The organism is Pseudomonas sp. A1230 (genome assembly GCF_044218825.1).
Taxonomy (GTDB): domain Bacteria; phylum Pseudomonadota; class Gammaproteobacteria; order Pseudomonadales; family Pseudomonadaceae; genus Aquipseudomonas; species Aquipseudomonas iridis.
In genome coordinates, this window is record NZ_CP162582.1 from 173,781 (window position 1) to 199,612 (window position 25,832).

Sequence of the window (25,832 nt, forward strand, 5' to 3'; positions counted from 1 at the left end):
CTCTGGCGTTGAACAGAGGACATATTAATGCGTTTAAAAGTTGCAGCCTTTTTGGCTTTGGCAGCAGGTTTCTGGCTGCCGCAAGTTCAAGCGGGCGTCAATGTCGGCTCCACGCGGGTCATTTATCAAAGCAAGGAAAAAGAAGCCAACCTTTCACTTTCAAACTCCGGTGAAGACGGTGTTCCGTATCTGGTGCAGTCCTGGGTCAGCCCTTATGAAAATCGGGATGAGAGTGCCGATGAGTTCATTATCACTCCACCCTTGTTTCGTCTGGACGCCAAAAGCCAGAACATCCTGCGAATCATCGCGACCAATGCGCAAAACCTGCAAACAGATAAAGAAAGCCTGTTTCTGCTGAATGTCAAAGCGATCCCGGCCAAGAGTACCGAGCAGAGCAGTCAGAACGTATTACAGATTGCGCTCAAGACCACCATCAAACTGTTCTACCGCCCCGCGGGTTTGCAAGGTTCTCTGCAAGAGACTGTGGAAAAACTGCAATGGCGTGCTGAAGGCGGACACCTGACTGTGCACAACCCGTCAGGTTTTAACGTGGTCGTCAGTGATTTGCTGATTAACAACAAGGCGAGCCAAGGCATGCCTGAGGTGATCAAACCCGGCAATACCGTCACCACGGCGATACCGCTGAAAAACAGCGACAAGCTGGAACTCACCTACATCAATGAATACGGCAGCACCGTCAAGGCAGCACCCATCACCGTTCATTGATGCCTGATTGAATAGTCGAATAGAAGGACCTCCTCATGCTGCGACTGCGCATGTGCGCCTTCGCGCGCCGAGTAAAAACCTGGAGCACTGCAGGCCTTGGTGCTATCGGTCTTACAGCGACCGTCGCGCATGCAGATTACAGCTTCGACTCATCCTTTCTGGAAATTGGTGGTGGCAATGCTTCAGCCGAAGTGGCTGAACAAGTAAAAGCCATGAGCCAGGGCCAACTGCCGGGGATTTACCGAGTCGACCTGTCAGTGAATGACCGACCGATCGAGCAGCAGGACATGAATTTTATTCGCGAAACCGCCAGTCAGGTATCAACCCCTAATGGCCTGTTCCCCTGCTTCAGTCTTCAGGCGCTGACCGAGTTGGGCATTGATCCCGCACGCTTGAAAGATGCCGAAATCAGCAGCGACAAATGCGTGTACTTCAATCGCGAACTGACCGGTATCACCTACGACTATGACTTCAACAAGCAGCAGCTGAACCTGCAAGTGCCTCAGGCATTTATTGGCGATGTGCCCTTTGAGTCCCGTCGTAAAAACTGGAGTGATGGCGAGCAGGTCGCGTTTGCCAATTACAGTTTTTCCGGCAGTCAGTCCGAAACCCGCAACGGCAACCGGCAATCCCAGTTCGGCAGTGTGCACAGCGGATTTAACAGTGGGGCCTGGCGCTTTCGCAACTTTTCGACCTGGCAAAAAAGTACCAACGTCGAAGGCAACTGGAAATCGGTGGACACCTATGTCCAGCGCGACCTGGGCAACATGATGGCCATTGGCACCATCGGTGAAAGCTCAACCGACAGTGACCTGTTTGACACGATCTCCTATCGCGGCGTGGGCATCGCTTCCGATCTGGATATGTTGCCCGATGATGCGCGCAATTTTGCGCCGGTTATCCGTGGCGTCGCCAACGGCCGCTCACGGGTAACGCTGCGCCAGCGCGGCTATGTCATCAGTGAACAGTGGGTGCCCTCGGGTCCCTTTGCACTCAAGGGGCTGTATTCGACTTCAAACAACGGTGACATCGAAGTCACCGTTGAAGGTCCCAATGGTGAGCGTCAGGTGTATATCCAGTCGTTCTCGTCTGTGCCTTACATGCTGCGCGAAGGGCAGCAGAGCTACAGCGTGACCGCAGGCCAATATCGCCCGGCCGACGGCACCCTCAACAGGCAGAAACCGGGATTTGTACAAGGTACTTACCGCCGCGGCCTGACCGAAGGCACCACCGTATTCGGTGGCAGCATTGTCAGCGAACAATACAAGTCCGCGCTTTTGGGCTTTGCGCATGACTTCGCCGGTTTCGGTGCCATCTCGCTGGACGTCACCCATGCCATCAGCGATGACATCGGCACTGATGCCAAAACCCTGTCGGGTCAGTCGTACCGTTTTCGCTACTCCAAGTCCATCGACCTGACGGACACCAGCTTCAGCCTGGTGGGCTATCGCTACTCCACCAGCGGTTACTACAGCTTTAACGAGGCCATTGATGCGCGCGCCAACAACACGCTGACGCCCTATGTCGATGAAACCATGATCAACAGCGGTGCTTTTTCGCCTTACCTGGGTGGGCACATGAAAAGCAGCTTTACCGCCAACGTCTCGCAACAACTGGGCAGCTATGGCGGCATGTACGCCAACCTGACCAAAACCGACTATTGGAACCGGGCCCAAAGCAATACCTCGATTCAGTTGGGCTACAGCTTCAGTGTCGGCCAAGCTTCCTACAACGTGGGTTTGGCACAGAACAGTGGCACCGGCGATGACGTTCGCAGCCTGTCGTTGAGCGTGAGTATTCCGTTGGGCAATCCAGGCAGTAGCAGCCGGATTGGCCTGAGCACCAACCAGGACTCGGCGGGCAATGCCAGTCGTAACGCCACGTTCAGCGGCTCTCAACTCAAGGACGATGCACTGTCTTACAGCGTGGGCATCAATCAACAGATCAGTGATGAAGATCGCATGCTCGGCAGCTCGATTGCCGCGCGTTACAACGCAGCGAATGCCATTTGGCACGGCTCTTACAACAGGGATCAAAGCACCCGGCAGATGGACTACGGCGTAGAAGGCGGGGTTGTTGCCACGCGTGACACCTTGATGTTTACCCAGCCTCTGGGCGAAACCAACATCATCGTGGCCACACCTGGGGCAGGCGATGTAGGCGTACTGACCAAAAGCGGGATCAAAACCAACGGCAGTGGCTACACGGTTATTCCTTCCGCCCAGCCTTACCGTAAAAACAAAATAGCGCTGAACACTGACTCGTTATCGGACAACACCGATATCGCGAACCTGGTTCAGGTCGTCACCCCTAACCGCGGCGCGTTTGTCATGGCCAACTTTGAAACCCGCAACGGCCGCCGTCTGTTGATTAGCGTGAACGCCAATGATGGCAAGCCTGCGCCCTTTGCGGCCGAGGCTCAGCTGTTTGACCTCAATGGCGTCTTGATGAACAGCGCCATGGTGGCAGACAAAGGCCGGGTGTTCATGACAGGCGTGCCGGACAAAGCGCAGCTGCTGATCAACGTCAATGGCAAGCCGTGGTGCTCCAAAGCGTTGGATCTGAACACTTACAACCTGGCGGAAACGGGCATCGGGCAACTGCAGATCCGTTGCGATGCACAGCTGGCAATGCCGGCAGACACTCAAGGTACTCCCGATGCATGACTCAACGTTCAAACCCCAGCGCCCGAAATGGGCAACCGCGATCCTGTTGTCAGTCGGCTTGTTGTTCAGTTTTGCAAGTCAGCAAGCGTTCGCGATTATCCAGAACAACATGACCTGCACCGCGACAGGTGACCATGGCATCGTTGATTTGGGAACTCTGGCTCCTTCCGAGAACATTCAAGTACACATGACGGCAAACTGCCGAGTGACGCGCTGGTATCCCAAAGGTTCTAACCTTTCGTTTACGCAGCAATACAATCAAGGCAAAAGTGCCGACTTCGTTGCGTTTCATACAAACAGCAACCAATTCCTTAAAAGTGGCGGAATGGGAACAACCGGCACAACCTGTGTGCCGACCAGTTGCGTGCCTTTGTATGTCGGCAACACGTTTTCATATGACGTGTTATTCGCGGGCTCTGCGGGGACAACTCCGGGCGACTACATGGTGAGTTTAAACCTCTTCGATACGTCTATCGGCGGGTGGGAAAACTACGCGGACTATCTCCAGACCATCGTTCTCAGTTACACCGTGGCTCAACCCGCCTGCTCTTTGGGGTCGGCTAAAACCATGAACCTGTCTTTCGGTACGTTGAACAGCAACGACTTTGCCTCTACCCAGCAAGTGGCCAACGTCACGATGAACTGCATCCGGGGAACTCAGGTCACTGCCACGCTGGTCCCGACCCAAGCCGCCGTCAGTGGCAGCGCGGGAGTTTCTGCGACTACGTTGGCCGGGCTGTCGATGGCGGCCACCTGGGCTGATAACGATAGCGCCGTGACCTTCAATAGCCCGCGCACGTTAACGCTCGCACCAGGCGCCAACAGGATTAGCCTGGGGTTTCGGCCGCGATTGAATACCAGCGTTTCGCCGACCGGTAATTTCTCAAGTCAATACACCCTCAACATCACCTATCGCTGATCAGGCACAGGAGCTCGACCATGAAATTACATTTATCGTTGGCCGCAGCGCTCTTTGCTGGCTTGGCCTGCACATCGGCCAACGCGGTGACTGACACTGTGACCATTAACGTCAGCGGCACGCTGACACGCCCCCCTTGCACCATGACCAGCAGCAAAACCCTGACCGCAAACTTTGGCACCTTGCGCTATGACCAGGTGGACACAGCTGCGCAAATTGATTTGCCGATGACCATGACCTGCCCGCCCAACTCGGCGTTGAACATCAGTGTGACGGCATCCTCTGCGCTGACCGACACGGTGGCCTCTGCAGGCAGAACCAACCTGGGCTATTCACTGTTCTGGAAGAGTGACAATTCAGTCATCAACATAAAGGGGACCAAGAGAAACGTGACCAACCTCAATGGTGCGGTTGACCTGAGCATGAAGGCAAAACTGATTGCTCAAGGCACCTTGTCCGAAGGCGCTTTCTCGGCCTCCGCCGTTATCAATATCGACTACTTGTGACATGAGCATGATCGCCAGAACAAGCCTATGGTCAGCATTATTCGCTGCACTTGTACTGGGTGTTAGCACCGCAAGCTGCGCAGCCGATTCCTCTTCACTGGATATCACCGGAACGCTGATAAAACCGCCTTGCTCGGCTGACTTCCCGGCATCGCAAAGTATTGACATCCCCAAGGTCAATCTTAATTCACTGCGCTCCGACACCAGCGAGTGGACCGATGTGACCCTGGATTTCAAGTGTGTCAAAGGCAGTCTGGTGCAACTGCGCTTTAGTGCAGGTAGTGGCTCGTTCGACAGCAGCACACTGCGTACTTCACTCGATAAGCTAGGATTGAAAACCCGCCTGAGTGACCTGGCGACGACCGAAAAAGTCGTTGATTTGAAGCTCGGCGAACAGCTTGTCTTCCCTGTGGAAGACACGCTGCTCAAACTCAAACTATCGGTCAGACCGATAAAAACCGGGCAGGAATTGCCCGAGATCGGAAATTACAGCTCAATGCTGTTGATGGAAATGATCTACCTCTGATCAAGCCAGTCAGGCGAACAGATTAGCTTTGATGCACAGAATCAAAAGGGCTTGATCACTGTCGACATCCAGCTTGCGCATGCCTGAAATTTTCAGGGTGCTGATGGTTTTGATACTGCGATTGAGACTCTGCGCCACGTCACTCACGCTCATCCCGGAGGCAAACAGGCGCAGGACTTCAAACTCCTTTACCGTGAGCTGGCTTAACCTTTGCGCAATACCGTCCGCGTCAGCATTCAATGCTCCATTTAGCGGGTCGTGCTGGTAGTGCCCCTCACGATAGAACGCATCCAGAGCCACCAGGATTTGCTCCAGCCCGGCATTCTTGGAAATCACCCCGCTAATCCCTAACTCATATAACCAGTTCAGAATCTTCGGGTTGGAGATAATCGTCAGGATCAATACCCGAGGCTCGGGAAAATGCCGCCGCAAGTACTCCACCAGGCGGGTGCCGTCGCCATATTGCTCATCCCCCGGCATGTTGTAATCCGTAATGATGACGTCAGGACGCAGTTGCAAAACCTTACTGATCAATTCAGACGAATTCATCGCTTCTCCCACGACCTTGAAGCGCGGATCACGCTCAATGATTTCGCGTACGCCCATCAACACAATCGGGTGATCGTCGGCCAGTAAGACTCTCATTTGGGGCATGACGTATATGACTCCAGTCCTGAAAAGCAGATAGCTGTGAACTTGCGCGACAGATTTTTATGATTCGAAGGGATCAGCCTTGATGCAGTAAGTAAGCAGTGCATGGTCAGTGAGCACTTCCAGCTTTTGCATGGCAGAAACTTTTTGGGTGCTGACAGTTTTAACGCTTCGATTGAGTAGGCGGGCAATCTCGCTCACGCTGCTGCCGGCGACAAACAGCCGTAACACCTCAACCTCACGAGGCGAAAGGTTGGAGAAGCGCTCGTCAATCACTCTAGGATTGGAAAGTACGGACGTTTTCTGAACCGTCGGCGCGACATAAGGCCGATCATTGGCCAATGCATTCAGTGCTTTACCGATTTCTTCGTGGATATGGTTCTTGGCAATCACTCCCGCCACGCCCATTTCCAGCAAGCGCGAAATAATCAACGGATTGCTGACCATCGACAGCACCAGGATGGTCACCTCTGGAAAATGCTCGATGATGTAGGCGATCAGCTTCAGGCCATCACCGTAGGTATCGTCACCTGGCATATTGAAATCGGTGATGACCAGATCAGGTTGATTCAAGGCCAACAACTCAACCAGTTGCGATGAACTGACGGCTTCGTCTACGAGAGTGAAGCGTTCATCGCGTTGAATCATTTCCCGAAGACCTACTAAAACCACCGGGTGATCGTCGGCAATTATTGTCTTGATTACGCGCATTGCCTGGCTCCAAATTAATGACGCACTGCTGGAGTCTGTGGATATTTCATTGCGAGCGCGACGCATGACCACGCCGTGCAGAACCAGGCGTGGGAAGCATCGCTTTACGTGCGAGGGTTTTTCGTCCCTTCGAATCGGGTGTCAAATTCAGCCACGCTACTTTGCAGTGCTCACAGAAAGGTGAACCTCCCCAGTCCCGCTGCACTGAGTCTTGCCTGGTAAAATTTGCCTCCGCGATGCGGCTCGCAATAAAACATCAACAGACCCTGTGTATCGCTGAGTGAATTCAAGGTTTGGCCAGTGTTCGCCAGTCAATCGGGAGCACACTGAACAGGGCATGAACAGAAGAATACTTCACAAATCCAGAGTTCGTAGGCAGACGACGGTGCAAGCCCGCCGTGACTTTCCTTCTGCAGGACAGCAGAAGGCTGCTGCCCATCCTTCTTCTAACCACTGATGCGTTTTTTAATGAGTCAGACGGTTGAACGAGCGGCCAGCCCATCACCCTTTGCGCCGAATCAGCTCCATGATGGCTTTGAGCTATCCTCAAACAGAAGAGTTCCAAAATCAGCCGGTGAAACGGCTCCACAAATCAGAAACCCTTGCGCCTGATCACAGCCAATGCTACGCAGGAAAGCGAGCTCTGCCTGGGTTTCGACCCCTTCGGCAACCACCGTCAGGCCCAGTTTTCGACTCAACTCAACCAAACTGCGCAAGGCTGACGCGAGGTTTTCATTTTCGACGCAGCCATGGACCAGAGAACGGTCAATCTTGAGTTCACTGAAGGGGGTGGACACCAAGTTGAAGTAAGAGCTGAACCCTCTGCCGAAGTCATCCTGAGCCAACCCAAAACCCATCATGCGCAGGCGACAAGCGCCCGCGTAGTAATTGCTGAGTTCCTCCGTGACTGAGCTTTCCATCAGCTCGAACACGATGCTTCGCGGGTCACCGCCATCGGCTACCACGTAATCACGCAAACGATCGGCCAACTCGTGGTTATCCAGCAAGTGTGTCGGTAAGTTGATGGAAACAGGGATATCCCAACCTTGATCGCGCCATTGCCTTTGCGCCCGCAGGGTTTGCTCCAGCATCAGCCATAGCAGACGCTCCTCTAACCCCTGGTTGATCAAGAGCGGCAGAAAGTCTTTGGGCAGCAATACACCGAGTTCAGGATGCAACCAGCGAACCAGCGCCTCTGCGCTGAGGATATTGCCGTTGTGCAGAGATTTCTTGGGCTGGAACCAAGCCTGAATCTGGCCATTCTCTATCGCTTGCAGGGTGCTCAGCGGGTCCAGTTCGATGGCCAGCGCGGGATCGGTCACACCGCGCGTACGAAAAATGGCCATCCGCTCCTTTAGACGCATGACAGCATTGAACTCGACCGGCTTGGATATCAACCCGACAACGGACATGCCCAGATTTTTCGCCACCAGCCCTGCGCTGATCAACATTCGACGTGACGATGCACTCATCAGTGCCAGCGCCGGTCGTTTTTTCAGGGCGGCAATTTTCTGGATCAGTTGTACCCCATCCATAACGGGCATCAGCAGGTCAGTCAGTAGCAGGTCATATTCGCGGCGCGTGAGACACTCCAGTGCCTCGTCACCACTCCATACGGTGTCAACTTTAAAGCCGCCGACTTCACTGAAAACATTCAGTAAATACTCATGCTGAAAAGGATGATCCTCAACGACCAAGACTCGATAGGATTTCACTGGACCCTCCTTTAGAAGTGCTGAAGACAGTTGTACAAGGTGTGCAGCGTAAAAGGCTTGATCAAACAGTGATTCATCCCCGCGCTCAGGCAGCGTTCGCCCTCATCGCGCATGGCGTTGGCCGTAGCACCGATAATGGGTTGCGTGACATTCATCTCGCGCAGTTGGGCCGCCAATTCGTAGCCATTCATTCTTGGCATGTTGACGTCAGTCAGCACCAGGTCGAACTTGGCATCCTGCCAAAGCCCCAAGGCCTCCAGGCCATCACTGGCCAAGGTGACCGAGCAGCCGAGTTCTTCAAGTTGATCACGCAAAATGAGCTGATTAATGACGTTGTCTTCGGCAACCAGAATTCTCAAATCAAGTTTGAGTTCGTGCATTGCGGCGTCAGCGTCAAGCAGCGTATGGGTTCTCGTGCCTTGTGCCCGGGACAGGGCTCGGTACACGTCCTGCAAACTATTGAGGTCCGCATACCAGCACGTACTGACTGGAGTGGGCGGTGATGAGAGGTCGCTGGCGGCGACGACGACCGAACCTGTCCATCCTGGCTCCAGAAGTTGCGTGACCGCACCTGGATGCAGTTCCAGCAACACCGCGCCTTCCAGCGCGTCTCCAGACTTGGGGGCTCCCAATTGAGCGCGCGCACCCCAGCGACGCAACCAACCGCAATAACACTCGGCCAGCTCGCGCAGTTGAGACACGACGTACACCACATTAGGTGCCAACTCGCCCACAGGGCTTATGTGCCCCGAATCTCGAACCTGTTCCAAAGGCAAATGCAGGGTGAAGCTACTGCCCAGTCCAGGCTCACTGACCAGTCGCATACTGCCGTTCATCAAGTGCATAAGACGCTTACAGATGGATAGGCCCAAGCCGGTTCCCGCGACAACATTCTTGGCTGACTCCACTTGATAAAAAGGCTCGAACAATCGAGCCTGTTCCTCAAGGGCGATGCCTTTTCCCGTGTCCGAAACCTGCCAGTGCAACATCACGCGCTCATCGTCACGGCTATCGAGTTTTAGCCGCAGGACAATTTTTCCGTTGTCAGTGAATTTAAGAGCATTGTTGAGCAGGTTATTGAGGATCTGACGGATTCGCGCGACATCCCCGCTCAGCCACTCAGGCACTTTTGAATCAATCAACGCAAATAATTGCAAACCTTTGGCTTGTGCCGCGCCGCTATAACCCTGAATCACTTCTTCTATCAGCTCCATGGGGCTGAACGTGTTGAGTTCCAGTTGCAACTGACCGGCCTCAATACGCGACACATCCAGCACGTCGCAAATCAACTGCAGCAAGTTGCCGGAAGAACGCTCGATCGCCTTTAAATAGTTGTTTTGCTGATCGTTGAGTTGGGTGCGCGCCAACAGCTCCAGCGTGCCTAAAACACCATAAAGCGGTGTCCGAATCTCATGGCTCATGGTCGCCAGAAACAGCGTCTTGGCCTCATTGGCCCGGTCCGCCAGTTCACGGGCGCGTTCCAGCGTTACTTCAATCTGTTTACGTGCAGAAATGTCACTAAACGCGCAAATCAGCACGTCTTGACCGCTGTAACGGGTCGGCGCGAACGCCAGATAGAGCAGGCGGCCGTCATCCATTTCGACTTCATCACTGGTGCGCCCGTCGGGCTGATCGAATGCACGATAAATCCAGCCATGGCACAGTTTGCTGCGTTCAGTGCCTTTGCCCAGCCATTGTTGCGATAGCGAGTTTTCCAGGACCACGGTGCCATCGGTGCGGCGAATCACGCACAAGGCGATCGGTGCTACCTGCAACACGGCGCGATTGAACGCCTCACTTTCAATCAATGCCTGAATGCGATTTTCACCCGGGGTAATCAGCCGTCGGTCGATGCGCAAAATGAGAAGGCGCAAGCCAATGCATGCGGCGATGCATAACAGCAAACAGCCCAGCAAAGGCCCAGCCAGAACAGACAGCAAAGAGTGAATATCCACAGCGTAGACAATTTGCCAGCCTGAATAACCGAGCTTTTTCCTGATCGCCAAACTGTCAGGAAACCACCAATGCCCGATAAATCCGAAGGAGGTTTTGGGCTCCAGCGCATGCAATGAATCCACCCGCGTGGAGGGCGATGCATTGGTGAAAATGATGTGCCCTTGACCATCCAGCAGCATGAAGTCGCCGGCACTTTCGCTGCGCAAGGCGGCTACCAGATCGGTGACTTCGACCTCAATCCCCAACCAGCCTGAATCCATGTTGCGGTTATCCAGCCGGGTAAACAGATAGAAGGGCGAGTCCAGGTTGCTGCTGTCTGTCAGCCACAGGTCATCGCCAAAGGTGTATGACTTGCCGCCCTCATCCATCAATTGCTGCAACACGGTCTTTGGCAAAGGCTCCAGATGGCTTGAGGTGTCAAACACGCGGACTACCTCAGGGTTTTCAGTTTGCGGCACATACAGCAGATTAACTTTGCTCTCGCGCAGATAGTCCCTCATCCGTTGGGTTAGCCAAATGCTCCAGTGACCTGCCTCGCTGCCCAAACTGATGTTCACCTCTTCTTCGGGATCAACAGTGATGAAAGGTTCGTTTTCTGATTTTTCAGGCACTGCGGCCAACACCAGACTTCTGAGCAAGGTCTGACGGCTGACGAAAAAATCTTGAGCACTGAACACCGCTTCGTTCATGAAACTGCGACGCAGCGATACCTCTTGGTTGAAAACGGCCCGCAAGTAGATAACCGAACCCGCAAAGACCGCGATGATCAGGCCAGAGGCAAATAAATGAAGAAGTTTTCGGGCAGCTTGAGGAGTTGATTTCATGCCGCGAGCCTAAGCGTCGGGCATGTTAAAAAAAATCAGACAATTCCTGAAGCTAACAGGGGTGGTCCAGACGCTGACGGGTGCAACGAGGCAGAAGATGGAGGGTTTAAGTGCGTGTGGAAAAACCAGAACCTTCCCACAAGGTTTTCAGGTTGTCCGTCGGACGTCGGGTCTCTAGTCTTTGTTTGTCACCGCAAATCGGTGATCGGGTGTGAGAACCTGGGCAAGAAGTGTTATTCCAGCATCGGTACGTCATAATCGCCGTCAGCTTATTGCTGCCTGCAATAAATTTATGGCGGCTGTGTGCGGGCAGACTTCGGTCTGGCCGGAAGTTCTGCTCCTTGCCCGGTTTCTCACCCCGCACATAGCTGCCACCATATCGCCGCGTGAGAAACGGCAATTGGATGGCTCCGATCATTAAGGAGTTTTTCAATGACCAAGCCCGTCCCCGACCCACCCGAAACCAAAACCCCACTCGAAGAAGCCCTCCGCGCCGAAGAGCAGGCCCGAAACCGCGAAGCCATCAAACGCGCCCTCGACTTCTACCTGTGCCCCGAGCCCGCCAAGCCCCGCCGACCGAGCACCATGTTCATGGTCTGCCCCCAGGTCGACACCGAAAGCCTGCTCGCCCACGCCTGTGAGTCATTAGCCTCAGCCAGCACCGCCGCCAGCAACTTCGCCAATGAGCTAAGCGGTTCGCAGCGCAGCACGGCGTTAGGCATCCAGCAAATCGTCATGCTCGCCGAGCTGGTGGTAAACCGAGCGCTGGATCGAGTCGACCCGCAAGCCTGACGAGCGCGTCTTCGTGCATCGCCAGCAGGCTGGCTCCCACAGTTTGAAACACATGCCCCTGTGGGAGCTGGCTTGCCAGCGATGAGGCCAGTCCAGACACCAGACGTCTAAACCTTGGCACTCACCTCGCTACGACTGACCAAAGCCTCAATCGCTCCACTCAAACTCGCCGCCTTATCCCCCACCAGCAAATGCCAGACCCCACCTTCCAACTGGCTGACACCCTGACAACCCAGCTCTTTCAACTGAGCCTCGGACAACGCCTTGCCATCCGCCAGCAACAGCCGAATCCGGCTCATCGCAATGCAATCCAGTTGCAGCACATTGCCGCCGCCGCCCAGTGCATTCAGCCATTTCTGTGCCTCGGCGCCCGCGACCATCACTGCTTTTGGCTCTTCGACCACTGCAACAGATTCGGCAATAACAGCACGCCCCAACGCCGGCATCGCCAGGCGAATTTCATCAGCAATGCTGTCAGCCAGTGGCCCGACCACGACCTGCAAACTCCCGCCTTTACCCGGACGCACAACGGCCATCGCACCCAGCGCTTTCAGATCGGCGTCCGAGGCCTTGTTGCGATCAACCATTTCCAGTCGCAATCGCGTGGTGCAAGCGCCGACAGTCAGCAGGTTTTCAGCGCCGCCCAATGCCTTGATGTAGGCACTGGCGCGCTCGTTTTCAGTCAGTACGGCTTTCTCACTGACAGCGACATCTTCTCGGCCCGGTGTCTTCAGGTTGAATCGACGGATGCAGAAATCAAACACTCCGTAATAGACGACTGCATAAGCCAGGCCGACCGGAAACACCAACCAACCGTTGGTGGATTTGCCCCAGCCGAGAATCATGTCGATGAAGCCGCCAGAGAAGGTAAAGCCCAAATGAATATTCAGCGCATTGGTGATCGCCATCGACAACCCGGTCAGCAACGCATGCAGCAGATACAGCAGCGGCGCCAGAAACATGAAGGCGAATTCAATCGGCTCGGTCACCCCGGTCAGGAATGAAGTCAGCGCCATCGACAGGAAGATCCCGCCCATGACTTTGCGCCGTTCCGGCAGGGCGTTGCGGTACATCGCCAGGCACGCGGCGGGCAGGCCGAAGATCATCATCGGGAACATGCCGGTCATGAACTGGCCGCCCTTCGGATCGCCGGCGAAGTAGCGCGACAGGTCACCGGTCACCAGTGCGCCGGTGGTTGGGTCGGTGAAGTTGCCGAACACGAACCACGCCATGTTGTTGAGGATGTGGTGCAGGCCGGTGACGATCAGCAGGCGGTTGAACACGCCGAAGACGAACGCGCCGATGCTGCCGCTTTCCATCATCAGGGCGCCGAAGCTGTTGATGCCATGCTGGATCGGCGGCCAGATGTAGCCGAACACCACGCCAAGGCCGACGGCCGCGAACCCGGTGACAATCGGCACGAATCGTCGGCCACCGAAGAACGCCAAATACTCCGGCAGCTTGATGTCCTTGAAGCGGTTGTACAATGCGCCGGCCATCAGGCCGCTGACGATCCCGGCGAGCATGCCCATGTTGATGCTCGCATCGAGCACTTTAAGGGTGGAGATCATCACCAGATAACCGATCACCCCGGCCAGGCCCGCCGTGCCGTTGTTGTCCTTGGCGAAACCGACGGCGATGCCGATGGCGAAGATCATTGCCAGGTTGGCGAAGATCACCTGGCCGGCGTCGTGAATGATCGCGATGTTCAGCAGATCGGTGTCACCCAGACGCAGCAGCAGGCCGGCGATGGGCAGGATCGCAATCGGCAGCATCAGCGCGCGCCCGAGGCGTTGCAGACCTTCGATGAAGAGTTGATACATGGCGGTTCTCCTTCTTGTTGTTATTAGCGCAGAGGCCAGTGTTGGTGGCAGGCGTGACGCACCGCGGCGGCGCTGCTCAGCTTGAGCAGGTCGCGGGCGAGGCGTTGGCATTCGGCTTCGTGCAACTGACGCACGCGATCCTTGATTTCACCGATCTGCACCGGGCTCACCGACAATTCGGTCACGCCGAGGCCGATCAGTACCGGGGTAGCCAGCGGGTCGGATGCCAACGCACCGCACACACCGACCCAGCGCTTGTGCACCGCCGCGCCTTCGCAGGTCATGGCGATCAGGCGCAGCAGCGCCGGGTGCAAGGCATCCACCCTTGCGGCGAGGCCGGCGTGGTCGCGGTCCATGGCCAGGGTGTATTGCGACAGGTCGTTGGTGCCGATGGACAGGAAGTCTGCGTGTTCGGCCAGTTGTTCGGCTTGCAACGCGGCGGCCGGGACTTCGATCATCACGCCGATTTCCGGACGTTGCGTGATGTTCAGTTCAAGGCACAACGCCTCGACGCGCTCACGGATGTGCAGCAGCTCATCGACTTCAGTGACCATCGGCAACAGGATCCGGCAACGCTGTAACGGACTGACTTGCAGCAGCGCGCGCAGTTGCTGATCGAGGATTTCCGGCCGTGCCTGAGCCAGACGAATGCCGCGTAGACCCAGCACCGGATTGGCTTCGGTGGGCAGCGGCAGATAGTCGAGTTGCTTGTCGCCGCCGACGTCGATGGTGCGGATGATCACTGATTTGTCACCCATCGCATCGATGACGGCCTGATAGGCAGCACGTTGTTCTTCGACGTCCGGTGCGGTCTGGCGATCAACGAAAAGGAATTCGGTACGCAGCAAGCCGACGCCATCGGCACCGTTGGCAAAGGCGTCTGCAGCTTCAGCGCTGGAGGCGACATTAGCGACGACTTCGATGGTCACACCGTTGCGGGTTTGGGCCGGCAGATGCGCTTTGGCTTGCTGCGCATCGCGGCGTTGCTGGCGGTCGATTTGCACTTGCTGGACTTCGGCCAGTCGATCAGCGCTCGGCGTCAGTTCGAGGCGACCGCCATCGGCATCCAGCACCACCGCTTGGCCTTGCGGTTGATCGAGCAGTGCTGAACCTAGTGCAACCATGCAGGGCAGGCCTTTGCCGCGCGCGAGAATCGCCACGTGAGAAGTCGCGCCGCCCTCGGCCATGCACAAACCGGCTACACCTTGCGCGCTGAGTTGCAGCAGATCCGACGGCGTCAGTTCATGGGCAGCGACGATGGCGCCGGCCGGTACGTCGTAGTGCCAGGCCTCGCCGAGCAGGGCGCGCAACACGCGCTGCTTGAGGTCGCGCAGATCGTTGGCGCGTTCGGCCAGCAGCGCGCTGCCGGTGTGTTGCAGGACTTCGCACTGGACATCAATCGACTGGCTCCAGGCGTGCGTTGCTGCGCTGCCTTGGTCGATGGATTGCTGTGCAGCGTCGAGCAGGGCCGGGTCTTCCAGCAATGCCAAATGCGCGGCGAAGATGGCTTCTTCGTCGGCGTTACGTTGTTTTTTCGCCTGGGCGAGGGTGCCGTTGATTTCGTTGCGCACCTGAATCAGCGCAGTCTCAAGTTTCTGCTGCTGTTCCAGCAGATCATGATTGCCGGCATCCACTGGCAAGTTGATGGTGTTCAAGCGAAACAATGGCCCACCGACCAAACCCGGTGCGGCGCAAACACCCTGCAACACGCCAGCCTCGGCCGGGCGCTTGGGGGATGCAACGCGCACAGGTGCGGCGGCGTGATGATCATCCGGCAGTGCGGTGGCCAATGCGCTGAGCAACGCTTGCAGCGCGGCTTCGGCGTCCGGTCCCTGACAGCTGACATGCACTTCATCCTGCTCGCCAATCGCCAGCGCCATTAACCCGATCAGGCTGTTGCACGGCGCCGATTTGCCGGCGAAATGCAGCTGCGACTGGCTTTTGAAACCTTGCGCCGTTTGACGAATCAGCGCAGCGGGGCGCGCATGCAAACCGCCTCGATGCGCGACAAGCACATGACCGTTAACCTCAGGCCCGCCGATTTCTTCTGCATTCGCCGCCGAAGCGTTGCGCGCCACGATGTGCAACAACGGCTCGCCGACTTTCACCGCTTTCAGGGTGATCGGCAGCACCTGGAAATCCTGGCTGTTGGTCAGGATCAACAGGCTGACCAGGCTTTTGCACTGCTGGCCGACTTTGTCCAGGTCGTAGCGCAACAGCGGCTGACCGTTGCTGACCCGCACGCCTTCCTTGACCAGCATCGAGAAGCCTTCGCCGTTCAGTTCAACGGTGTCGAGGCCCAGGTGCAGAAGGATTTCCGCGCCATTGTCGGCGCGCACGGTGAGGGCGTGGCCGGTGCGGGCGACGTGAATGATCACCCCGGCGCATGGCGAATACAGGGTGTCGTTAAGTGGATCAATAGCAATGCCATCGCCCATCGCACCGCTGGCGAACACCGCGTCCGGGACTTTGGCGAGCGTGAGCACCGGGCCGCTGAGCGGGGCGCTGAGGGTCAGCTCTTTATTGTTGTTGTGCATGGCTCGGTCTCATCAGGAAATTCGCTGGCCCCTGTAGGAGCTGCCGAAGGCTGCGATCTTTTGATCTTGTTTTTCTGTGAATCAAAATCAAAAGATCGCAGCCTTCGGCAGCTCCTACAGGTTTTCTTCAATTAATGCGTGCGCGTCACTTTGCTCAGGTGGCGCGGTTGATCCGGGTCCATGCCTCGGGCCACGGCTAAACCTGCGGCCATCACGTAGAAACTCTGGATGGCCAGAATCGGGTCCAGGGCCGGGTGTTCGGCGCGGGTCAGGGTCAGGTCGCGTTCGCTCACGTCATCTGGCGCGGCCAGCAACACCCGGGCACCGCGTTGACGCATTTCCGCTGCAAGGCTCAGCAGCCCGGCCTGTTCGGCACCGCGTGGAGCGAAGACCAGCAATGGGTAGTGCTCGTCAATCAACGCCATCGGGCCGTGACGCACTTCGGCGCTGCTGAACGCTTCGGCCTGGATCGCCGAAGTTTCCTTGAACTTCAATGCCGCTTCCTGGGCAATGGCAAAACCGGCGCCACGGCCGATGACCATCAGGCGTTCGCAATCGCGCAGGGCGTCGATGGCCACGCTCCAGTCCTGCTGGGCTGCTGCACGCAAGCCTTCGGGCAGGGCGTTGTGCGCCTCAAGCAGTTCGCTGTCTTCTTTCCAGTGCGCGATCAAACGAGCGCTGGCGCTGAGGGTGGCGATAAAACTCTTGGTCGCGGCGACGCTGCTTTCGGTACCGGCGAGCAGCGGCACGCTGAATTCACACGCGGCTTCCAGTGGCGAGTCGGCGGCGTTGACCATGGAAACGCTGAGCGCGCCACGCTTGCGCAGCAGACGCAGACTGTTGACCAGATCCGGGCTCTGACCCGATTGCGAGAAGGCAAAAGCGACCTGGCCGCTGACCTTCAACGGCGCCTGCTGCATGGTCACCACCGACATCGGCAACGACGCCACGGGCACGCCCAGTTGCTGCATGGTCAGGTAGGCAAAGTAGCTCGCCGCGTGGTCGGAGCTGCCGCGCGCGACGGTCATTGCCACTTGCGGCGGCTGACGGCGCAGGCGCCCGGCGATCTCGATCAGTTGCGGGTCGAGCTGTTGCAGTTGGGCTTGCACGGCCTCGAACGAGGACAGTGCCTCCTCAAGCATTTTTGAAGTCAATGTCTTCTCCTTCGACCATGACGGCGGTCAGTGTGAGTGAGCGATCCAGCCGCACGCAGTCGGCCCAGGCGCCCGGTTCAAGGCGCCCGCGTTCGGTGATGCCGAGGTAGTCGGCGGGAAATTGCGAAAGACGTTGCGAAGCCTCGGCAATTGGCAAACCGATCTTCACCAGATTGCGCAGGGCCTGATCCATGGTCAGCGTGCTGCCGGCCAGCGTGCCGTCAGGCAGGCGCACGCCGCCCAGGCATTTGGTCACGGTGTGGCTGCCGAGCTTGTATTCACCGTCGGGCATGCCGGCGGCGGCGGTCGAATCGGTGACGCAGTACAGGCACGGGATCGAACGCAGGGCGACGCGGATGGCGCCGGGATGCACGTGCAGCAAATCCGGAATCAGCTCGGCGAATGTTGCGTGGGCCAGTGCCGCGCCAACGATCCCGGGTTCGCGGTGATGCAGCGGGCTCATGGCGTTGTACAAATGGGTGAAGCTGGTTGCGCCGGCGTCCAGTGCGGCGACGCCTTCCTCGTAACTGCCGAGGGTGTGGCCGATCTGCATACGGATGCCGCGACTGCTGAGTTCACGAATCAAAGCGTCGTGGCCGGCGATTTCCGGAGCGATGGTGATCACGCGAATCGGCGCCAGCGCCAGATATTCTTCGACCTCGGCCATCAATGCGGTGTGGGCGAAGTTCGGTTGGGCGCCGAGTTTGCCGGGATTGATATACGGGCCTTCAAGGTGCACGCCGAGCACTCGCGCGCTGCCTTTGGGCCGCTGCTCGCAGAACTCGCCGACCTCTTTCAAGACGCTGGAAATCTCTGCGCTCGGTGCGGTCATGGTGGTGGCCAGCAGCGAGGTGGTGCCGAATCGCACGTGGGTTTTGGTGATGGTTTCGAAAGCGCTGGCACCTTCCATGATGTCTTTGCCACCGCCGCCATGAACGTGCAGGTCGATGAAGCCTGGCAGCAGATACGGCAGGTCGTTGTCTGCCGGATCGCAGGGCTCGCCTTCGATCGACACGACTTTGCCGTGTTCGTGAATCAGCCGGCCGCGAACCCAGCCGCTGGCGGTGAGGATGTTGTCTTCGGACATTTTGGTTCTCGCTTATGGCTGCTCTTAACGACGCAGCTCTGCAACAAAGTCGTAGTAGTCGTTGCGGCAATAGGTGTCGGTGACTTCGATCGGCGTGTTGTCTTCCAGATAGCCGACCCGGGTCATCAGCAGCATGGCAGTGCCGGGTGCGATGCCGACCAGGGCGGCGAACTCGTCCGAGGCGTTGATCGCCTGAATGTGCTGCAAGGCGCGGACGATCGGTTTGCCGATGCCGTCGAGGTATTCGTAGAGCGAATCGCCCACCGCTTGCGGCTTGGGCATGATCGAGGCGGGCAGGGTGCTCATCTCGATGGCCATCACGGTGTCGTCGGCTTTGCGCAGGCGTTTCATGCGCGCGACTTTGTCGTTCGGCGACAGGCTGAGGCGGATCAGTTCTTCGTGGGTCGGCAGGGTGATTTCTCGCTCCAGCCATTGCGAACTGGGCACGAAGCCCTTGAGGCGGAGCATTTCACTGAAGCCGGAAAGGCGTGAAAGAGGTTGTTCCAGGCGTGGGGTGATGAACGTGCCGGAACCTTGCAAGCGCCGGATCAGGCCTTGGTCGAACAACACTTCCAGCGCCTTGCGTGCGGTGACTCGGGAGATGCCGAGCTGCTCGCTGAGATTGCGCTCCGAAGGCATTGCCTGCTCGGCTTTCCACTGACCGGAATGAATCGCCGCTTCCAGGTTACGCGCCAGTTGCAGGTACAGCGGCGTCGGCTGGGAGTCATCGGGGCGTAGGACGTGGAGGTCATTCATGTCGGTCATTTCCGGCGCGAGTATTGGATTGTTGTGGCTCGCTTGTGGGGCGGAAATTAATACCACTTGAATACCATGTCAACGCGGTGAAATGGCCATTAGCCCAATGAAATGGCGGGTTTTAGGTCAGTGGGCTCTAAGTGGTATTAGGGCTGGACTGTAAAAAGCAAAAGATCGCCGCCTGCGACAGCTCCTGCATGTGAAGTGGTATCACCTCTGTAGGAGCTGCCGCAGGTTGCGATCTTTTGATTTATTTTTTGCAGGTGACCGGCGGTCGGTGATTAAGGGCGGATTTCGATCATCGTGCCGTCCGGCACCAGACTCCACACTTCGCGCATATCGACGTTGCGCATGGCGATGCAGCCGTCGGTCCAGTCCAGGGTGTGCAGCAGGTCTTCGGGGTTTTCTTCCGTGTCCGGCGTGCCGTGAATCATGATCATCCCGCCAGGCTCGACGCCTTCACGGCGGGCGCGGGCCGAATCGGTGATGTTCGGATAGGAAATGTGCATCGACAGGTTGAATTTCTCGCTGGTCTTGCGCCAGTCGATCCAATAGAAACCTTCTGGCGTGCGTTTGTCGCCTTCGATCAGTTTCGGCCCTTTTTTCGCGCCCTTGCCAAGCGATATTCGGTAGGTCTTGAGCGGCTTGCCGTCGGCAATCAACTGCAGTCGATGAGCCGATTTGAGCACCAGGACTTTCTCGATCATCGGGGTGTTTGAAGGCTTCACGGTGGTCACGAATGACGCTTGCGAGACCATAGCGAACGACAGGCAGAACAGGGCAAGCAACCAGCGCATTGAAACGATTCCCCAGGAAGTGACGCAAATATGACGTTAAGTGTAGGAGCTGCCGCAGGCTGCGATCTTTTGATCTTCTAGCCGGTGCCGTCGCCGGATCAAATAATGACCGGCTGGGCCAGCGGCGGGATCGACTCCGAGCGCACGGGATAAACCTCGGCGCGCCGATCCGCGAAGAAGCATTCTAAGGTACGCCCCACCGTGCGGAAAGCCAGCTCGTCCCATGGAATGTCGGCCTCGTCGAACAGCTGTACTTCCAGGCTCTCGGGGCCGGCAGAAAACTCCGGCTCGGCCAGCTCGGCGCGGAAGAACACATGCACCTGGCTGATGTGCGGCACGTCGATCAGGGTATAGATGCTCAGGTTGCGCACCCGGGCGCAGGCTTCCTCGGCGGTTTCGCGGATCGCGGCCTGCTCGATGGTCTCGCCGTTTTCCATGAAACCGGCGGGCAGGGTCCAGTAACCGAGGCGCGGCTCGATGGCGCGGCGACAGAGCAGCACTTTAGTGCCCCAGGTCGCGACACAGCCGGCGACGATATTGGGGTTTTGATAGTGAATGGTCTGACAGCTGTCACAGACAAATCGCAGTCGCGAGTCGCCCTCGGGAATGCGCTGGGTCACCGGGTTACCGCAATGGCTGCAAAATTTCATGCTTGGGTTCCTGAAGGCTGCGCCTATCTTGGCGTGCAGCGGTGTCGGTCGGCAAGTTGTCGTTTCGCGACATGGTCCCTTGAGGGGGTTGGGCGGCTGCAATGATTGGTGCATGATGCAGGGTAAGGCACAGATCGAGAACACTCATGCTGGACGAGCTACTGCATAGGGTAAGCAACCACACACCGCGCACGCTGGAGACCGACAAACGTTTTCCGGAGGCCGCCGTTCTGGTGCCGATCACCCGCAGTGACGAGCCGGAACTGGTGCTGACCCTGCGGGCCAGCGGCCTCTCGACCCACGGCGGCGAAGTTGCGTTCCCCGGTGGGCGTCGCGACCCGGAAGACCCCGATCTGATCTTCACAGCCTTACGCGAAGCCGAAGAAGAAATCGGTCTGCCGCCAGGACTGGTCGAAGTGATCGGTCCGCTCAGTCCGCTGATCTCCCTGCACGGTATCAAAGTCACGCCCTATGTCGGCGTCATCCCCGATTTTGTCGAATACCAGCCCAACGACGCAGAAATTGCCGCCGTGTTCAGCGTCCCGCTGGAATTTTTCCGTACAGATCCCCGTGAGCACACCCATCGCATCGACTATCAGGGCCGCAGTTGGTACGTGCCGAGCTATCGATTCGGTGAGTACAAGATCTGGGGGCTGACGGCGATCATGATCGTCGAGTTGATCAATCTGCTCTATGACGCGAAAATCAGCCTGCATCAGCCGCCTAAAAGCTTTATCCACACCTGAAATCATAAGCCATCGTTCGAATGGCCACCCGTGAGCCCTGAGGAAAACAAGATGAAATACCGCTTGGGCGACGCCCGTGTCGAGACCCATCCACAGAGCTGGGTCGCCCCCAACGCTGTGCTGGTGGGCAAGGTCAAGCTGGAAGAGGGCGCCAACGTCTGGTTCAACGCCGTACTGCGTGGCGACAACGAACTGATCCTGATCGGCAAGAACAGCAACGTGCAAGACGGCACGGTGATGCACACCGACATGGGCTTTCCCCTGACCATCGGCACCGGTGTGACCATTGGCCATAACGCCATGTTGCACGGCTGTACGGTTGGCGATTACAGCTTGATTGGCATCAACGCGGTGATCCTCAATGGCGCGAAGATCGGCAAAAACTGCATCATCGGCGCCAATTCGCTGATTGGTGAAGGCAAGGAAATTCCCGATGGCTCGCTGGTCATGGGTTCGCCGGGCAAAGTCGTGCGTGAGCTGACCGAGCCGCAGAAGAAAATGCTCGAAGCCAGCGCCGCCCACTATGTGCACAACTCTCAGCGTTATGCCCGCGATCTGGTTGAGCAGGAAGAATGACGACGCCGCAAAGACCCGTCGCCTCGCCGTGCGTGAATATTTGTGCGCTGGATGAGGCTGATATTTGCACCGGGTGCCAGCGTACGGTTGAGGAGATTACGCGCTGGAGCCGTATGAATAACGATGAGCGGCGGGTGGTGTTGGGGTTGTGTCATGAGCGGGCGAAGACGAGTGGCTTGGTCTGGATGATAGGTAAGACGCCGGGCCAATAATTCAAGATCAAAAGATCGCAGCCTTCGGCAGCTCCTACAGGTTCAGTATTCATCCGCGGAATGGGCGGCGAACACGGTTAATGTAGGAGCTGCCGAAGGCTGCGATCTTTTGATTCTGCTGTGTCTAAAGTAACCTGTGCGCCAATCTGACAGGTCGCCCCCATGATTTTCCTCATCGCCTACATCAGCAGCGTTGTTCTCATCAACTTCGCTTTCTCCACCGCGCCACACCTGGACATCATCTGGTCGGCGTGGGGCGGTCTGGTGTTCGTGCTGCGTGACATGGTGCAAACCCGATTCGGCCATGGCGCAATCGTCGCCATGCTGGCGGCACTGGTGTTGTCCTACGTCACGTCTGATCCGTCCATCGCTCTGGCCAGCGCCACAGCGTTCGCGGTCTCCGAATGCATCGACTGGCTGGTGTTCAGCATCACCAAGCGCCCATTGCGCGACCGGTTGTGGATCAGTTCGGCGCTGAGCATTCCCCTCGATACGTTCATCTTTTTCGGCATGATCGACGCCCTGACGCCGCCGGTGATCATCACCGCGCTGGTCTCGAAGTTTGCCGGCGTCACCGCCGTCTGGTTGATCATGGCCTGGCGCGATCGCAAACAGGCCGTCGCCAGCTGAAGCCAAACCCTCGGGTTCATGTAAAATGCCGCGCTTTCTCCCCATGGAAAGCGCGCATGGCGACGCTTTCCTCGATGATCCGCTTCTTTGAGGACCTGAGATGACCCGTATCGGAACTCCATTGTCGCCAACCGCGACCCGCGTATTGCTGTGTGGCTGTGGTGAGTTGGGCAAGGAAGTGGTGATCGAACTGCAACGTTTGGGTGTTGAAGTGATTGCCGTCGACCGCTACGCCAACGCGCCGGCCATGCAGGTCGCGCATCGCAGCCACGTGATCAACATGCTCGACGGTGCCGCCCTGCGTGCAGTGATCGAAGCCGAGAAGCCGCACTTCATCGTGCCGGAAATCGAAGCCATCGCTACCGCGACCCTGGTCGAACTGGAAGCCGAAGGCTTCACCGTGATCCCGACCGCTCGCGCTGCGCAATTGACCATGAACCGCGAAGGTATCCGTCGTCTGGCCGCCGAAGAGCTGGACCTGCCGACCTCGCCGTACCACTTCGCCGACACCTTCGAGGACTACAGCAAAGCTGTTGAAGACCTGGGTTTCCCATGTGTTGTCAAACCAGTGATGAGTTCGTCGGGCAAAGGCCAGAGCCTGCTGCGCAGCAGCGATGACATGCAGAAAGCCTGGGACTACGCGCAAGAGGGCGGTCGTGCCGGCAAAGGTCGGGTGATCATCGAAGGCTTCATCGATTTCGACTACGAAATCACCTTGCTGACCGTGCGCCACATCGGTGGCACAACATTCTGCGCACCGGTCGGTCACCGTCAGGAGAAGGGTGACTATCAGGAATCCTGGCAGCCACAAGCCATGAGCCCGGTTGCGCTGGCGGAATCCGAGCGTGTTGCCAAAGCGGTAACCGAGGCGCTGGGTGGCCGTGGTCTGTTTGGTGTCGAACTGTTCATCAAAGGTGATCAGGTGTGGTTCAGCGAAGTTTCGCCGCGTCCCCATGACACTGGCCTGGTCACCCTGATTTCCCAGGACCTGTCGCAGTTCGCCCTGCATGCCCGCGCGATTCTGGGCTTGCCGGTGCCGCTGATCCGTCAGTTCGGCCCATCGGCTTCGGCGGTGATTCTGGTGGAAGGACAGTCGACCCAGACTGCATTCGCCAACCTGGGTGCTGCGCTGAGCGAGCCGGATACGGCACTGCGTCTGTTCGGCAAGCCTGAAGTGAATGGTCAGCGCCGAATGGGCGTGGCATTGGCGCGGGATGAGTCGATCGAGGCTGCTCGTGCCAAGGCGACCCGTGCTGCTCAGGCTGTTGTTGTAGATCTCTAAGACCGAGGCGCGGCATTCGCGAGCAGGCTCGCTCCCACAGTTTCGGCTGTATTCACAAATTTTGTGTACTGCACGGACCCTGTGGGAGCGAGCCTGCTCGCGAAGCTTTTGATCTTTTGTCAGGCAATCTGATTCAGGTCGTTATTGCGCGTTTCCTTCAGACACAGCACCGCGATCAAGCTGATCACCGCCGCTCCCGAAACATACCCGCCGACATAACTCAAACCGCCCATCGCCACCAGTTTCTGCGCAAAGAACGGCGCCGCCGAGGCTCCGACGATGCCGCCGAGGTTGTACGCCGCCGACGCGCCGGTATAGCGCACGTGGGTCGGGAACAGCTCCGGCAACAACGCGCCCATCGGTGCGAACGTCACGCCCATCAAGAACAGTTCGATGCACAGAAACAGCGCCACGCCCCAGGTCGAACCCTGGGTCAGCAGCGGCTCCATCAGAAACCCCGAAAGAATCGCCAGTACACCGCCGATGATCAGCACCGGTTTGCGTCCATAACGGTCGCTGGCCCAGGCTGACAGTGGCGTCGCGGCGGCCATGAGCAACACGGCAAAACACAGCAGGCCCAGGAACGTCTCACGGCTGTAACCCAGGGTGGACACGCCGTAGCTCAGGGAAAACACCGTCGAGATATAGAACAGCGCATAACACACCACCATCGCCGCCGCGCCCAACAGGGTCGGCGCCCAATATTGGCTGAACAGTTCGACCAGCGGCAGCTTGACCCGCTCCTGGCGCGCCATGGCATTGGCGAAAACTGGCGTTTCGTGGAGTTTCAGGCGTACGTACAGACCGACCATCACCAGCGCTGCGCTGAGCAGAAACGGAATGCGCCAGCCCCAGCTGCGGAACTGTTCGTCATCCAGCGTCATGGCCAGCGTCAGGAACAGACCATTGGCGGCGAGAAAACCAATCGACGGGCCGAGTTGCGGAAACATGCCGAACCAGGCTCGCTTGCCTTTCGGCGCGTTCTCCGTGGCCAGCAGCGCGGCGCCACCCCATTCACCGCCCAATCCCAGGCCCTGACCAAAGCGCAGCACACACAACAAAATCGGCGCCCAGGCCCCGATGCTGTCGTATCCCGGCAGCACACCAATCAGCGTTGTGCAGACGCCCATCAACAGCAGTGAGGCGACCAGCGTTGATTTGCGCCCGATGCGATCACCGAAGTGACCGAACAGCGCCGAACCCAATGGTCGAGCGAGGAAGGCAATGCCAAAAGTGAGGAACGCCGAAAGCATCTGCGCGGTGCCGGACGTTTGCGGAAAGAACACCGGCCCGATCACCAGTGCGGCAGCCGTGGCGTAGACATAGAAGTCGTAGAACTCGATCGCGGTGCCGATAAAACTCGCCGTCGCCACGCGGGTGGCGGAGTTGGTCGGTTGGGCAGATGCGGTTTCGCTGAAAGCGGTACTGGTAGTCATGCGGTGATCCCTGACAGTCATGAGCTCCGGTGGAGCGAATTATTATGGTCGAGCACCCAGGGATGTGGGATGAGGCGCGAGCGCTGTTTCGAGTAGGAACAGTCGTCGGAGTGAGGCGCAAACGGTCGAGACCTGTTTTGTGCGGGGTAAGCAC

The 25,832-nt window shown here is 57.7% G+C and carries 23 protein-coding genes; 11 read left to right on the forward strand and 12 right to left on the reverse strand.

The features are described from left to right. Positions 1-27 precede the first annotated feature (27 nt). Genes AB4P97_RS00805 through AB4P97_RS00825 form a run of 5 tightly spaced genes read left to right on the forward strand, consistent with a single transcriptional unit; the run spans position 28 to position 5,343 of the window. Positions 28-726, forward strand: coding sequence for a molecular chaperone (locus AB4P97_RS00805; RefSeq protein WP_042557797.1), 699 nt, complete (start codon positions 28-30; stop codon positions 724-726). A 35-nt stretch (positions 727-761) separates the two neighbouring features. Continuing rightward, a complete protein-coding gene (locus AB4P97_RS00810) occupies positions 762-3,392 on the forward strand; it encodes a fimbria/pilus outer membrane usher protein (RefSeq protein WP_395601952.1) in 2,631 nt (876 codons plus the stop codon). Next, on the forward strand, positions 3,385-4,311 hold the full coding sequence (locus AB4P97_RS00815) for a fimbrial protein (RefSeq protein WP_395601953.1): 927 nt from the start codon (positions 3,385-3,387) through the stop codon (positions 4,309-4,311). Before AB4P97_RS00810 ends, AB4P97_RS00815 begins: the two co-directional genes overlap by 8 nt. 20 nt (positions 4,312-4,331) lie before the next feature. Then, complete coding sequence (locus AB4P97_RS00820; RefSeq protein ID WP_395601954.1) at positions 4,332-4,817, forward strand: fimbrial protein; 486 nt, start codon at positions 4,332-4,334, stop codon at positions 4,815-4,817. A gap of 1 nt (position 4,818) precedes the next feature. Beyond that, positions 4,819-5,343, forward strand: a complete 525-nt coding sequence (locus AB4P97_RS00825) for a fimbrial protein (protein WP_395601955.1) — start codon at positions 4,819-4,821, stop codon at positions 5,341-5,343. Between the two features lie 9 nt (positions 5,344-5,352). On the opposite strand, the gene AB4P97_RS00830 is transcribed toward AB4P97_RS00825, so the two are convergent. The 4 genes from AB4P97_RS00830 to AB4P97_RS00845 all read right to left on the reverse strand — a co-directional run bounded on the left by AB4P97_RS00830 (position 5,353) and on the right by AB4P97_RS00845 (position 11,200). After that, positions 5,353-5,997 carry a response regulator gene (locus AB4P97_RS00830; RefSeq protein WP_042557802.1) on the reverse strand — a complete coding sequence of 215 codons (645 nt, stop codon included), beginning with the start codon at positions 5,995-5,997 and terminating at the stop codon, positions 5,353-5,355. 57 nt (positions 5,998-6,054) lie between these two features. Then, on the reverse strand, positions 6,055-6,705 hold the full coding sequence (locus AB4P97_RS00835) for a response regulator (protein ID WP_273874866.1): 651 nt from the start codon (positions 6,703-6,705) through the stop codon (positions 6,055-6,057). Positions 6,706-7,223: 518 nt separating this feature from the next. Beyond that, the gene (locus tag AB4P97_RS00840; RefSeq protein WP_042557804.1) at positions 7,224-8,420 is read right to left on the reverse strand and encodes an EAL domain-containing protein; all 1,197 of its coding nucleotides are present in this window, start codon (positions 8,418-8,420) and stop codon (positions 7,224-7,226) included. A gap of 11 nt (positions 8,421-8,431) precedes the next feature. Then, positions 8,432-11,200, reverse strand: a complete 2,769-nt coding sequence (locus AB4P97_RS00845; protein WP_395601956.1) for an ATP-binding protein — start codon at positions 11,198-11,200, stop codon at positions 8,432-8,434. Between the two features lie 432 nt (positions 11,201-11,632). On the opposite strand from AB4P97_RS00845, the gene AB4P97_RS00850 reads away from it, so the two are divergent. Beyond that, complete coding sequence (locus AB4P97_RS00850; RefSeq protein WP_042557806.1) at positions 11,633-11,992, forward strand: DUF6124 family protein; 360 nt, start codon at positions 11,633-11,635, stop codon at positions 11,990-11,992. Between the two features lie 107 nt (positions 11,993-12,099). On the opposite strand, the gene nagE is transcribed toward AB4P97_RS00850, so the two are convergent. The 7 genes from nagE to AB4P97_RS00885 all read right to left on the reverse strand — a co-directional run bounded on the left by nagE (position 12,100) and on the right by AB4P97_RS00885 (position 20,796). Next, on the reverse strand, positions 12,100-13,815 hold the full coding sequence (gene nagE, locus AB4P97_RS00855) for an N-acetylglucosamine-specific PTS transporter subunit IIBC (RefSeq protein ID WP_115146347.1): 1,716 nt from the start codon (positions 13,813-13,815) through the stop codon (positions 12,100-12,102). Positions 13,816-13,838: 23 nt separating this feature from the next. Continuing rightward, on the reverse strand, positions 13,839-16,352 hold the full coding sequence (gene ptsP / locus AB4P97_RS00860; protein ID WP_395601957.1) for a phosphoenolpyruvate--protein phosphotransferase: 2,514 nt from the start codon (positions 16,350-16,352) through the stop codon (positions 13,839-13,841). A gap of 131 nt (positions 16,353-16,483) precedes the next feature. Beyond that, positions 16,484-17,506: an SIS domain-containing protein gene (locus AB4P97_RS00865; protein ID WP_115146349.1), complete on the reverse strand. Its 1,023-nt coding sequence runs from the start codon at positions 17,504-17,506 to the stop codon at positions 16,484-16,486. Further along, the gene (nagA, locus tag AB4P97_RS00870) at positions 17,487-18,593 is read right to left on the reverse strand and encodes an N-acetylglucosamine-6-phosphate deacetylase (RefSeq protein ID WP_042557810.1); all 1,107 of its coding nucleotides are present in this window, start codon (positions 18,591-18,593) and stop codon (positions 17,487-17,489) included. The genes AB4P97_RS00865 and nagA overlap by 20 nt, the downstream gene beginning before the upstream one ends. Before the next feature lie 24 nt (positions 18,594-18,617). Beyond that, complete coding sequence (locus AB4P97_RS00875) at positions 18,618-19,349, reverse strand: GntR family transcriptional regulator (RefSeq protein WP_042557811.1); 732 nt, start codon at positions 19,347-19,349, stop codon at positions 18,618-18,620. 281 nt (positions 19,350-19,630) lie between these two features. Next, the gene (locus tag AB4P97_RS00880; RefSeq protein ID WP_042557812.1) at positions 19,631-20,146 is read right to left on the reverse strand and encodes a murein L,D-transpeptidase family protein; all 516 of its coding nucleotides are present in this window, start codon (positions 20,144-20,146) and stop codon (positions 19,631-19,633) included. Positions 20,147-20,244: 98 nt separating this feature from the next. Next, complete coding sequence (locus tag AB4P97_RS00885) at positions 20,245-20,796, reverse strand: NUDIX hydrolase (RefSeq protein ID WP_273874857.1); 552 nt, start codon at positions 20,794-20,796, stop codon at positions 20,245-20,247. A 146-nt stretch (positions 20,797-20,942) separates the two neighbouring features. Here AB4P97_RS00885 and AB4P97_RS00890 point away from each other — a divergent pair, with 146 nt between their 5' ends. The 5 genes from AB4P97_RS00890 to purT all read left to right on the forward strand — a co-directional run bounded on the left by AB4P97_RS00890 (position 20,943) and on the right by purT (position 24,242). After that, complete coding sequence (locus AB4P97_RS00890) at positions 20,943-21,542, forward strand: CoA pyrophosphatase (protein WP_042557814.1); 600 nt, start codon at positions 20,943-20,945, stop codon at positions 21,540-21,542. Between the two features lie 51 nt (positions 21,543-21,593). Continuing rightward, complete coding sequence (locus AB4P97_RS00895; protein ID WP_034154816.1) at positions 21,594-22,118, forward strand: gamma carbonic anhydrase family protein; 525 nt, start codon at positions 21,594-21,596, stop codon at positions 22,116-22,118. Next, the gene (locus AB4P97_RS00900) at positions 22,115-22,330 is read left to right on the forward strand and encodes a DUF1289 domain-containing protein (RefSeq protein ID WP_395601958.1); all 216 of its coding nucleotides are present in this window, start codon (positions 22,115-22,117) and stop codon (positions 22,328-22,330) included. The genes AB4P97_RS00895 and AB4P97_RS00900 overlap by 4 nt, the downstream gene beginning before the upstream one ends. 162 nt (positions 22,331-22,492) lie before the next feature. Next, complete coding sequence (locus tag AB4P97_RS00905) at positions 22,493-22,960, forward strand: VUT family protein (RefSeq protein ID WP_047299862.1); 468 nt, start codon at positions 22,493-22,495, stop codon at positions 22,958-22,960. Positions 22,961-23,060: 100 nt separating this feature from the next. Then, on the forward strand, positions 23,061-24,242 hold the full coding sequence (gene purT / locus AB4P97_RS00910; RefSeq protein ID WP_395601959.1) for a formate-dependent phosphoribosylglycinamide formyltransferase: 1,182 nt from the start codon (positions 23,061-23,063) through the stop codon (positions 24,240-24,242). A 119-nt stretch (positions 24,243-24,361) separates the two neighbouring features. Here the strand turns inward: purT and AB4P97_RS00915 are convergent, their stop codons facing one another. Next, positions 24,362-25,678 carry an MFS transporter gene (locus AB4P97_RS00915; RefSeq protein ID WP_395601960.1) on the reverse strand — a complete coding sequence of 439 codons (1,317 nt, stop codon included), beginning with the start codon at positions 25,676-25,678 and terminating at the stop codon, positions 24,362-24,364. Positions 25,679-25,832 lie beyond the last annotated feature (154 nt).